The following is an 11478-nucleotide window of genomic DNA, read 5'->3' as shown; positions in this document are numbered from 1 at the left end:
GAGGACGAGTGTGAACGACTACGACGCGCTGCGCGACTATCTGTTGCGGCAGAAGCAGATGGAACTGGTGCTGACCTTCGAGCAGATCGAGGAGATCATCGGGGCAGCGCTGCCGCGCGCGGCCAATCGTGCCTCGTGGTGGGACAGCCTGCGCAGCCCCGACATCCAGATGCCGCAGCGCGAGGCCTGCCTCGCCGCGGGCTTCGTGGCGACGCGCATGCCCGACGGTACGAGCGTTCGGTTCAGGAAGCAGAAATCCCAGCGCCGGTAGGCCTCGCATGATCCTGCGCTGGCTGAGGGGGATTCTTGCCGCGGCGCTGATCGGGATCGGTGTTCTGTTCGCGCTCGCCTTCGAGGCCCGCTACTGGCGCTGGCGCGACTGCTTCAACGAGCTCGGCCGCTGCTACGATCCGGTCTCGCAAGATGTGTATCTCGAACAGGCCGGACTGGTCTGGGGCAGCCTCGCGGCGATCGCGCTGCTGGCGGGGATTGGGCTGGCGATGGGTCTGCGGCGAAGGCCGGGGTAGGGCAGCCGGACGCGGTAAACCGCACGCGCGAGAAGTGGCGGTCGGCCTTCATTGGCGGTTATGGGGCCAGCGGTCGTCGGCGACATGGGCCCGTATCAGGCATCTGGTCGTCTGCCGGTCGCAGGCGCGCACGCATGTGTTCTGGCGCCCCCGAACGTCACCGGCCCCGCCGGTGTAGTCGGCACAGAAGCCGAGGCAATTTGCGCCGCGATCCTCGCATCGTGCGGCTGTCGCGACTTCGGCCGCTCCGGCCGATGCGGCAAGGAACAGTCCGGTGCCGATGAGGGTGATCGCGAAGAGCAGGTGCCGGGTCATCCGTAGCTCCCCTGAGAGACGCGCGTGGTTCGCCCGTTCCGGGAACGACAGCGGCGAGCCCAGTGATCTCGATCACCGCGCCGTTCCGGATCGATGCTGCGTGCCATCTTTCGCGGCGGTCGAGGAGGGACTGTTGATCTGGATCAAGCCTCGTAGGGTGGGCAAAGCGAAGCGTGCCCACCACCTCTGAATGGTGGGCACGGCGCAAGTGCGCCTTTGCCCACCCTACGGGGACTGCCTCTTCCCTTCTCCCGCAAGGGGAGAAGGAAGATGAGAGCGCTCAGCTCGCCGCTTCCAGCCGCACTTCCGTCAGCAGGCGCATCGCGGCGTCCGCGTCCATCGGCTCGCCGAAGGCAAAGCCCTGCGCGTATTCGCAGCCCATCTGGTAGAGCTCGACCGCGTCGGAATCGGTCTCGGCGCCCTCGGCCACCACGTCCATGCCGAGATCGTGCGCGAGCGCGATGATCGACTTCAGGATCACCGGCCGCGTGCCGCGGTTGGTGGTGCGGACGAAGGACTGGTCGATCTTGATGGTGTCGAACGGGAAGCGCTGCAGATAGGCCAGCGACGAGTGGCCGGTGCCGAAATCGTCGAGCGAGAGCCCGGTGCCGAGCTCGCGGATGCGCGTCAGCATCTGCGCGGCGTGCTCCGGATTCTCCATCACCAGCGATTCCGTCAGCTCCAGCTTCAACGTGCCGCGCGCCACCGAGGAGCGCGACAGCACGGTGCGGATGTCGTGGATCAAATCGTGGCGCAGCAGCTGCCGCGAGGAGACGTTGACGCTTGCGAAGATCGGCTCGCGCGAGCGCATCGCGCGCTGCCACACCGAAAGCTGCTTGGCGGTCTGGTCGAGCACGAACATGCCGAGGTCGACGATCAGCCCGGTCTCTTCGGCGATGCTGATGAATTCCGACGGCGCCATGCGGCCGAGCTTCGGATGATCCCAGCGCGCGAGAGCCTCGAAGCCCGCGACGGAGCGATCCTCCAGCCGCACGATCGGCTGGTACAGGATCGTGATCTCCTGCCGCTCGATGGCGCGGCGCAGTTCGCTCTCCAGCGTCAGGCGGTCGGTCTTTCGCGCACGCATCGCCGGCTTGTAGACGTCGATGCGGTCGCCGCCGATGCGCTTGGAATGATACATCGCAAGCTCGGCGTCCTTGATGATCTCGTCCGTGAGCTGAACCTGCGGATCGGACAGGGCAAGGCCGATCGATGCGGTGAGGAAGATCTCGCGGTCGTTGAACGCGATCGGCGCGCGGATGGTCTTGCGGATGGTCTCGGCGAAGGCGGTGATGCGGGCCGGGTCCTGCTCCGACAGCAGGATCAGGCCGAACTGGTCGCCGGCAAGCCGCGCCAGCGTGTCCTGCGGCTTCAGGATGCGGGTGAGGCGGCGGGCGAGCGTCAGCAGGATGGAGTCGCCGACCGCAATGCCGACGGAATCGTTGACCTGCTTGAAGCGGTCGAGATCGATCACCATCAGCGTCGGCCGCAGCGTCGGCATGGTCTTGGCGAAATGCGCGACGGCGCCGAGCCGGTCCATGAACAGCTTGCGGTTGGGCAGGCCGGTCAGGTTGTCGTGCACGGAATCGTGCAGCAGGCGTTCCTCGGCGTTGCGCAGCTCGGTGACGTCGGTCAGCGTGCCGACCACGCGCGAGACCTCGCCGTCCGAGCCGACCACCGGACGCGCCTTCAGCGCGAACCACATGAAATGGCCGTCGGGCGTACGCAGGCGGAAATCCTGCACGAGGCGGCCGCGGCGCTGGTCCAGCACGCTGTCGAGCGCGGCGCGGAAGCGGTCCTGGTCGAGCGGATGCAGTACTTCCAGCCACGAGGCCGCCGGGCCTTCCAGCGTCCCGCGCTTCAATCCGAGCAGGGCCTCGGTCTCGGGGCTGGTGAAAACCTTGTCCGCGGAGACGTCCCAGTCCCAGATCAGATCGCCGGAACCTGCCAGCGCCAGCGCGCGCCGCTCGATGTCGGAGACGACGCCGGTGGTGGCACCGCCGCCGGCAAAGGCATGCTGCATCACCGTGAAGCCGATCAGCATCACGATCAGCACGAGACCGCCGAGCAGGGCCGGGCCGACGATGTCGTTGGTAACGGAGCCGGCGACCGTCATGCCCGCCGCGACCACCCAGACCACCAGAAGGAACCAGGTGGGGATCAGCAGCACCGCGCGGTCGAAGCCGTGGGTGGAGAGATAGACGATCAGCGCGAAGCCGGCGAAGGCGATCAGCACCAGCGAGATGCGCGCGATGCCGGAGGCGACGGCGGGATCGAACAGCGCGAGGGCGACGAGAGATCCCAGGAACGCCAGCCAGCCCACCGTGATGTGCGAATAGCGCACATGCCATCGGCTGAGGTTCAGATACGCGAACAGGAACACCAGCAGCGTCGCCGCCAATATCGCCTCACCCGCCGCGCGCCAGATGCGCTCGGCGTTGTTCGACATGTCGAGCACCTTGCCCCAGAAGCCGAAATCGACGCCGATATAAACCAGCACCGCCCAGGCCAGCGCCGCGGCGGCCGGGAACATGATGCTGCCCTTCACCACGAACAGGATGGTCAGCACCAGCGCAAGCAGGCCGGAGATGCCGATCACGATGCCCTGGTACAGTGTGAACGAGTTGACCTTGTCCTTGTAGGCTTCCGGCTCCCACAGATAGAGCTGCGGCAGCTTGTCGGTGCGCAGCTCCGCGACGAAGGTGACGACGGCGCCGAGGTCGAGCGTGATGCGGAACACGTCGGCGGTTGCGCTTTCCTGGCGCTCGGGCCGGTCGCCGATCGACGGCGTGATGGTGGCGATGCGCGACAGGCCGAGGTCGGGCCACAGCAATCCCGAGGACACGATGCGGTAATGCGGCGCGACGATCAGGCGGTCGAGCTGGTCGTCGGTGTTGTTGGCGAGCGCGAACACCACCCAGTTCTGGCCGCCCTCGCGGGCGCGCACCTCGATGCGGCGAACGATGCCGTCGGTGCCGGGCGCGGTGGAGACTTGGATGCGGTCGGCATCGCTGCGCTGATGCTCGAGCACACCGGTGAGGTCGATCGCGGGCGCGTCACTGCGGACGCTGACGGCATCGAGCGCGCGCGCGGGGTACGCGGCGACGAGAATCATGAGGCCCAGCGCGATGGGCGCGAGGCACCTGATCAGACGCAAGGCCAGTTCTCCGCGTTCGACGCAAACTCTTCAGAAGAAGACGATTTCACACCGGACAGAATTGGTTCGGCGCGTCGCGATAGATGCCACGAAAGCGAGGAAAATCAAAGGGTTTCCGGCATCTCCGGTGGGCCGCTGGCCTAGACCTCCAACACAATTTTGCCAATATGTGCGCTCGTTTCCATGCGCCGGTGGGCGTCGGCGGCCTTTTCCAGCGGGAAAGAGCTGTCCATCAGTGGTTTGACGCGGCCGTCGCGCAAAAGCGGCATCACATTGGCCTCGATTGCGGCCACCATGGCCGCCTTGTCCGCATTACTACGGGGGCGCAGCGTCGAGCCGGTATGGGTCAGGCGCTTGACCATCACCTTGGCGATGTTGGCGGTAATCTTGGGGCCGTTGAGGGTCGCGATCTGGACAATGCGGCCGTCGACCGCGGCGGCGTCATAGTTGCGATCGACATAGTCGCCGGCGACCATGTCGAGGATCAGGTTCACGCCGGCCTTGTTGGTCTCTTCCTTGACCACGGCGACGAAGTCTTCGGTCTTGTAGTTGATGGCGCGGTCGGCACCGAGCTTGAGGCAGGCATCGACCTTGTCCTGCGATCCCACGGTGACGAACACCTTGGCGCCGAACGCCTTGGCGAGCTGGATCGCCATGGTGCCGATGCCGGAGGAGCCGCCATGGATCAGCAGCGTCTCGCCGGCCTTGAGGCCGCCGCGCTCGAACACGTTGTGCCAGACCGTCATCAGGGTTTCCGGCAGCGCACCGGCTTCCTTGATCGACAGTGACGGCGGTACGCTCATGGCCTGGCCGTCCTGGGCGATGCAGTACTGCGCATAGCCGCCACCGGCGACCAGCGACATCACCTTGGCGCCGACCTTGTGCCGCTTGGCGTTGCTGCCGACGGCGACCACCTCACCGGCGATCTCGAGGCCAGGCAGGTCGCTGGCGCCGGGCGGCGGCGGATAGGCGCCGGAGCGCTGCGCCACGTCGGGCCGGTTGACGCCGGCGGCCTCGACCTTGACCAGGATCTCGTCGGGACCCGGCTGCGGCACTGCCCGTTGTTCCGGCACCAGCACCTCCGGTCCGCCGGGCTTCGAGATGGCGACCACGGTCATTTGCGCGGGCAGCTTGTCCATGATGTGTCCTTGAGCGAATGGGATCGGCGGATGGCATATCGCCTTTTTCCGCCGAAGTGAAACGACATTAAGACCCGAACCGCGCCGCCAGATGGCCTGCTCGCTCCGGTGAGATCTTCTCGACCAGCGGACCGATCGGCGCGATCACCTTTCCGGCACCGCCATCGAGCAAGTCCGCAAGCGAGCCATTGGGCCAGTCCGGAACGGAGTCGTTGCGACCGAAGGCGCGCAGCACGCTTTCCGAGAGTCCGGGCACGATACTCCACGCCAGCACGGCGCAGATGCCGACGAGATTGAGGCCTGTCCGCGTCACGATCGCCGCGCGGTCCGGATCCGACTTGAGGGCCGTCCACGGCGCGGCGTGCTGCAAATAGGCGTTCGCCACATCCCAGATCGCGCGCGTTGCGGCCGCCGCGGCACGAAACTCGAGCGCCTCGTGATGCCGTCGCAGCGTCGCGATACGGTGCTCCAGCTCGCGTGCGAGCAGGTGCTCGGCTTCGCCAGGCGCGCCGCCCTCCGGAATCCGGCCGTCGAAGGCGCGATGGGCGAAGCTGACGATGCGATTGACGAGGTTGCCGAAGATGTCGGCGAGATCCTTGTTCACGTCGGCGACGAACTTCGTGACAACGAAATCGGTGTCCGCGCTTTCGGGCGCGTTGGCGATCAGCCACCAGCGCCAGAGATCGGCGGGCAATTCCTCCAGCGCACGGTCGGTGAAGACACCGCGGTTGCGGCTGGTCGAGAACTTGCCGCCCTCGTAATTGAGCCAGTGGAATCCCTTGATGATATCGACGGTCTTCCAAGGCTCGTGCGAGCCGATCAGCGTCGCCGGGAAGCTCACGGTGTGGAACGGGATGTTGTCCTTGCCGAGGAACTGGATGTAGCTGACGTCATCGGCCTGCCACCACCATGTTCGCCAGTCACGGCCCGGCGCGGCGGCGGCCCATTCCTGGGTTGCGGCGATGTAGCCGATCGGCGCGTCGAACCAGACATAGAATACCTTGTCCTCGAAGCCGTCGCGCGGAACGGGAACGCCCCAGGCGAGATCCCGCGTGATGCAGCGGTCGCGCAGATCGGCCGTGAGCCAGCTTTTCGCGGTCGAGACGACAAAGGCCGGCCAGCCGGAGCGGTCGTCGATCCAGGCGCTCAACGCGCCGACGAGCTGCGACTGGCGCAGGAACAGATGGCGGCTGTCCCGGATTTCCAGCGCGCGGTCGCCCGACAGCGCAGATCGCGGGTCGATCAACTCCGGCGGATCGAGCAGCGTGCCGCAATGGTCGCATTGATCGCCGCGCGCGGACGTGTCGCCGCAATGCGGGCAGGTGCCGAGCACGTAGCGGTCCGGCAGGAAGCGGCCGTCAATGGGCGACCAGACCTGTTGCAACGCGCGTTCCTCGATCAGTCCGGCATCGTCGAGCCTGCGATAGAAGTGCTGCGTCAGCGCGCGGTTCTGCGGCGAGCTGGTCCGCCCGAAATGGTCGAAGGAGAGGCCGAAGCGGCGGTAGATGTCCGCCTGGACGGCGTGCTGCGTGTCGCAGAAGTTCCGGATGTCCTGTCCGGCTTGCACAGCCCCGAGCTCGGCCGGCGTGCCGTGCTCGTCGGTGGCGCAGATGAAGAGCACGTCGTCGCCGATCTGCCGCCTGAAGCGGGCATGAACGTCGGCAGGCAACAGCGAGCCCACGAGATTGCCGAGATGCTTGACGCCGTTCACGTAGGGAAGGGCGCTGGTGATGAGAATTTTGGTCATGACTGCGGTCTTTCGCGTTTGGGTGATGCCGACCGGAAAAATCAAAAGCCCTCCCGCATGATCGGAAGGGCTTGGGGTCGGCTCATGCCTCACGCGCGTGGACGCGCACTTATCCCGTCCGGTCATCCTCCTTGCGGTCGGGCCGGGGCATTCGCGTCAGGTGTTGCGCGCTCGCGAAAGTCACTGCAAATTCTCCTTGCGTAGCAGCGATACCATTTTGGCTCGGACAGCGCCACATCGGCGTGGTGCGGGGCAGGACCGCCCGGGAGGATCCATGGCAACCGAAGACGACGACCGCCCGCGCAAGAAGATCAGCCATGAAATCGGACAGGATCTCTCACTCTTGTCGGTGGAGGAGCTGACCGAGCGCGTCGCCCTCCTGAAGACCGAGATCGCAAGACTGGAAGAAGCCGCCAGCAAGAAGCGCGCCTCGCGCGATGCGGCGAACAGTTTTTTCAAGTCGTAGGGCCTTCTCTCGTGTCCCGGGCGCGCTGCGGCGCGCAAGCGCTGCTGCGCAGAACCGGGACCCAAGCCCCACACAAGACTATCGCGCGTCGTCGCCTTCCACGTCGTCATGGCCGGGCTCGTCCCGGCCATCCACGAGCTTCGTCCCAATTGCCGCCAGCAAGAACGTGGATGCCCGGGCCAAGCCCGGGCATGACGGACAGTTCGTTCCGCACCGCACTCGGTCACTGGCCGACATGGCTAACGAACTCTCAAAATAATCGCTCGTTTACCGTCGATTAAGCTTTCGGGTTTATGACTGGAACCGTCCTCGTTTGGACACCGAGTGGCTCCTGTCCACTCTGTTTGACGCCTCCCTGTTATCAACTTTCAAAGCCGCCGGTCTCCGGCGGCTCTTTTTTTGGTCCAGGGCGTTTTCGAGCCGGGAAAACCCGCCGAAACGAGCGTCTCTCACAGGTTGAATTCCGAGGAATGACCCGCGGAAACCATATCCGCGCTTGTCGCTGGACTCGGCGCCTCGCCCGCGCAATGATTTGTTCATCATAATCCGGCGCCAAAGCCGGACGGGTAAACAGTTGCGTAAGGGGCGTTAACCATGGAACGTTTGCAGGCCGAAGGCGCTCTCGTTCAACTCAGTGAGCGGTTCACCAATTCTGCGGCGTTCGGCGCGCTGTTCCGCGAGGGCATGGACCTCGTCGAAGAGACCGCTGCCTATCTCGACGGTGCCGGCCGCGCCGAAGCCAAGGCGCTCGACCGTGCCGTCAGCCTCACCTACGCAACCGAGAGCATGCGTCTCACCACCCGCCTGATGCAGCTCGCATCGTGGCTGCTGCTGCATCGCGCGGTGAAGGAAGGCGAGATGACGCTGGTGCAGGCCAACCGCGAGAAGACCAAGGTCAAGCTGACCGCCGCCGATCCCGGTCCCTCCGACACCATCGAGAAGCTGCCCTCGCAGCTCCAGGAATTGATCCATCGCTCGATGAGCCTGCAGACCCGCGTCCGCCGCCTCGACACCTCGATCCACACCGGGCCGACCGAGCACGTCGCGATCGGCAACCCGCTGGTGCCGCACCTCAACGCGCTGAAGGCCGCGTTCGAGCGGTAAGCTCTAGCCCCCGTCATTGCGAGCGAAGCGAAGCAATCCAGAAGGCCTCCGCTGAGGCAGTCTGGATTGCTTCGTCGCAAGTGCTCCTCGCAATGACGGTGCCCCCAAAACAAAAACGCCCCCGGCTCTCCGGGGGCGTTTTTCGTCTCCAGCCTTGCGGGCCGGATCAATCCTTTTTGAGAAAGCCCGAAAACTTCTTCTGGAAGCGCGAGACGCGGCCGCCGCGGTCCAGCATCTGGGCGTTGCCGCCGGTCCAGGCCGGGTGCGACTTCGGGTCGATGTCGAGGTGCAGCTTGTCGCCTTCCTTGCCCCAGGTGGAGCGGGTCTGGTACTCGGTTCCGTCCGTCATGACGACCGTAATCGTATGATAATTCGGATGAATTTCGGCTTTCATGGCAATTCCTCGGCGCCCGGCGCCCGGCTTGAGTGACTATCGAATGACGGATTTGGCCGGGTCTATACCCCACGAAGCCCCCTAAAACAAGCCATTGCGGGCACTTGAGAACCGGGCCGTCCCCTAAGGGACATCCCGGATTTGCCACTCCTCCTGCACCGGCCTATGTGGGGGTAATTGTCTCCTTGGGTCCGATCATGAGCGCTGTGGAACGGCTTGACGACCAGTACCGCGACGGCCGCGACACCGCGCCTGCGGATGCCCCCTCGATCGAGGCCGAGCTGATCGAGCAGCCGGCCAAGGGCCGCGCCAAGCTGCGGCCGCTGGTGGCGCTCGCGCCCTATGTCAGCCGCTATCGCGGCCGGGCCGCGCTCGCCTTCGTCGCGCTCACGATCGCGGCGCTGACCACGCTGCTGGTGCCTGTGGCGGTGCGCCGGATGATCGATTTCGGCCTGACGCCCGAGGGCATCGAGCTGATCAACAGCTACTTCTCGGTGATGATCGCGGTCGTCGCCGTGCTCGCGCTGGCGAGCGCCGCGCGCTACTACCTCGTGATGACGATCGGCGAGCGCATCGTCGCTGATCTCAGGCGTGACGTCTTCGCGCATCTGTTGTCGCTCTCGCCCTCCTTCTTCGATTCCGCGCGCAGCGGCGAGCTGATCTCGCGCCTCACCGCCGACACCACCCAGATCAAGTCCGCCGTCGGCGCCTCGGTGTCGATCGCGCTGCGCAACCTGATGATGTTCTTCGGTGCCGCCGCGATGATGGTGATCACCAGCCCGAAGCTGTCGGGCTTCGTGCTGCTGGCGATACCCTTGATCGTGCTGCCGCTGGTCGCCTTCGGGCGCTGGGTGCGGCGGCTGTCGCGCAACGCGCAGGACACGCTTGCCGACGCCTCCGCCTATGCGGGCGAGCTGGTCGGCGCCATCCGCACCGTGCAGGCCTATACCAGCGAGAATTTCGCCGAGAAGCGTTTCGGCGGCGAGGTCGAGCAGGCCTATGAAGCCGCGCGCACCTCGACCCAGGCCCGCGCCGTGCTCACCGCGATCATCATCTTCATCGTGTTCGCGAGCGTGGTCGCGATCCTCTGGATCGGCTCGCACGACGTCCTGACCGGCGCCATCACGCCGGGCCGGCTCGGCCAGTTCGTGCTCTATGCCGCGTTCGCGGCCGCCGGCCTCGGCCAGCTCAGCGAGGTCTGGGGCGAGGTCTCGGCGGCCTCCGGCGCTGCCGAGCGCCTGTTCGAGATTTTGCATGTGAAGCCCGAGATCGCTGCGCCTGTGTCTCCGCGCGCGCTGCCGGTGCCGGCGCGCGGCGAGGTCGGTTTCGACCGCGTCAGTTTCTCCTATCCGGCGCGGCCCGACGTCAACGTGCTCGATGCCGTGTCGTTCACCGTGCGCCCCGGCGAGAAGGTCGCCATCGTCGGTCCCTCCGGCGCCGGCAAGAGCACGATCTTCCATCTGCTGCTGCGCTTCTACGATCCGCGCAGCGGCGCGATATCGCTCGACGGCGTGCCGGTGAAGTCCGCCGATCCGCGCGACTTCCGCTCCCGCATCGCGCTAGTGCCGCAGGAGTCCAACGTGTTCGCCGCGAGCGCCCGCGAGAACATCCGCTTTGGCCGGCCGGATGCGACCGATGCCGAGGTCGAGCGCGCCGCCGAGCTCGCGCATGCCGCCGAATTCATCCGCCGCCTGCCCGAAGGTTTCGACACCCCGCTCGGCGAGCGCGGCGTGACCCTGTCGGGCGGCCAGCGCCAGCGCATCGCGATCGCCCGCGCGATCCTGCGCGATGCGCCGCTGCTGCTGCTCGATGAAGCCACCTCCGCGCTCGACGCCGAAAGCGAGACGCTGGTGCAGACCGCGCTGGAAGAGCTGATGCGCCACCGCACCACGCTCGTGATCGCCCACCGCCTCGCCACCGTGCTGTCCTGCGACCGCATCCTGGTGATGGAGCACGGCAAGATCGTCGAGCAGGGCACGCATGCCGAGCTCGTCGCCGCGAACGGGCTTTATGCGCGGCTTGCGAGGCTGCAGTTCGAGGGGGCGTAGCGCTCTTCGAGGGGCGTGTGGTTCGGTGGTCGCCACCACAACAACGGTGTCATTCCCCGCGGAGGCGGGGAATCCAGTACGCCGCGGCTCCTCGGCTTAGACCTCACTGTCTCGGAGTACTGGATCACCCGCCCCAGTGCGCAACCGCGCACAAGGCGGGTGATGACAGCGAGAACGCGGCGAGCTCGTCCCACAATCTCGTCATTGCGAGCGCAGCGAAGCAATCCAGAATCGTGCTGCGGAAAGACTCTGGATTGCTTCGTCGCAAGAGCTCCTCGCAATGACGTGCGGGGAGAGCTTCCCGTCACACCCTAGCGTGCTCGCGGGGTCTATTTGCGCGGGTCTATTTGCACTTGGGCGACAGCGCCGGCACGTTCGGCCACGGCCAGTTCTTCCAGCTGCCATCGTCTCCGACACAGGCCGATGGTTCGGGGCCGTTCGATGGGACACCAGCCGTCTTGACCGGCCTAGCAAAACGCTGGTCGACATAGGTCGTAGACAGGTATCCGGCGACGATGACGCCGAGAAGGACGGAAGACCCCTTGGTCAGCTCGCTCAGCTTCATTGATCCTCTCCATCCG

The 11478-nt window shown here is 65.9% G+C and carries 11 protein-coding genes; 5 read left to right on the top strand and 6 right to left on the bottom strand.

Translation table 11 applies throughout. The annotated features are described in order from the left end of the window. Positions 1 to 10 precede the first annotated feature (10 nt). Positions 11 to 271, top strand: coding sequence for a DUF7662 domain-containing protein (locus A7X65_RS36300; RefSeq protein ID WP_063694191.1), 261 nt, complete (start codon positions 11 to 13; stop codon positions 269 to 271). A 7-nt stretch (positions 272 to 278) separates the two neighbouring features. Then, a complete protein-coding gene (locus A7X65_RS36295; RefSeq protein WP_063694190.1) occupies positions 279 to 527 on the top strand; it encodes a hypothetical protein in 249 nt (82 codons plus the stop codon). 48 nt (positions 528 to 575) lie between these two features. Here A7X65_RS36295 and A7X65_RS36290 read toward each other — a convergent pair whose 3' ends face one another. From A7X65_RS36290 to metG, 4 genes are all read right to left on the bottom strand, one after another. Further along, complete coding sequence (locus A7X65_RS36290; RefSeq protein WP_063694189.1) at positions 576 to 842, bottom strand: hypothetical protein; 267 nt, start codon at positions 840 to 842, stop codon at positions 576 to 578. A 280-nt stretch (positions 843 to 1122) separates the two neighbouring features. Continuing rightward, positions 1123 to 3999 (bottom strand): EAL domain-containing protein, encoded by a 2877-nt coding sequence (locus A7X65_RS36285; RefSeq protein ID WP_063694188.1) that lies wholly within the window; start codon positions 3997 to 3999, stop codon positions 1123 to 1125. A 140-nt stretch (positions 4000 to 4139) separates the two neighbouring features. Beyond that, the gene (locus tag A7X65_RS36280) at positions 4140 to 5138 is read right to left on the bottom strand and encodes an NAD(P)H-quinone oxidoreductase (RefSeq protein WP_063694187.1); all 999 of its coding nucleotides are present in this window, start codon (positions 5136 to 5138) and stop codon (positions 4140 to 4142) included. A gap of 67 nt (positions 5139 to 5205) precedes the next feature. Next, on the bottom strand, positions 5206 to 6885 hold the full coding sequence (gene metG, locus A7X65_RS36275) for a methionine--tRNA ligase (protein WP_063694305.1): 1680 nt from the start codon (positions 6883 to 6885) through the stop codon (positions 5206 to 5208). A 274-nt stretch (positions 6886 to 7159) separates the two neighbouring features. Here metG and A7X65_RS36270 point away from each other — a divergent pair, with 274 nt between their 5' ends. Continuing rightward, on the top strand, positions 7160 to 7351 hold the full coding sequence (locus A7X65_RS36270) for a DUF1192 domain-containing protein (RefSeq protein ID WP_063694186.1): 192 nt from the start codon (positions 7160 to 7162) through the stop codon (positions 7349 to 7351). A gap of 594 nt (positions 7352 to 7945) precedes the next feature. Then, a complete protein-coding gene (gene rcdA, locus A7X65_RS36265) occupies positions 7946 to 8455 on the top strand; it encodes a protease adaptor protein RcdA (protein WP_063694185.1) in 510 nt (169 codons plus the stop codon). A gap of 166 nt (positions 8456 to 8621) precedes the next feature. On the opposite strand, the gene rpmE is transcribed toward rcdA, so the two are convergent. Continuing rightward, positions 8622 to 8849, bottom strand: coding sequence for a 50S ribosomal protein L31 (rpmE, locus tag A7X65_RS36260; RefSeq protein ID WP_063694184.1), 228 nt, complete (start codon positions 8847 to 8849; stop codon positions 8622 to 8624). Positions 8850 to 9046: 197 nt separating this feature from the next. Here rpmE and A7X65_RS36255 point away from each other — a divergent pair, with 197 nt between their 5' ends. Further along, entirely contained in the window at positions 9047 to 10897 is a 1851-nt protein-coding gene (locus A7X65_RS36255) for an ABC transporter ATP-binding protein/permease (RefSeq protein WP_063694304.1), read from the top strand. Positions 10898 to 11240: 343 nt separating this feature from the next. On the opposite strand, the gene A7X65_RS36250 is transcribed toward A7X65_RS36255, so the two are convergent. Next, entirely contained in the window at positions 11241 to 11462 is a 222-nt protein-coding gene (locus A7X65_RS36250) for a hypothetical protein (RefSeq protein ID WP_063694183.1), read from the bottom strand. Between the last annotated feature and the right edge of the window lie 16 nt (positions 11463 to 11478).

It is taken from the genome of Bradyrhizobium stylosanthis (assembly GCF_001641335.1).
In the GTDB taxonomy this organism is placed as follows: Bacteria; Pseudomonadota; Alphaproteobacteria; order Rhizobiales; family Xanthobacteraceae; genus Bradyrhizobium; species Bradyrhizobium stylosanthis.
This window is presented reverse-complemented; position numbering and strand designations above follow the sequence as displayed.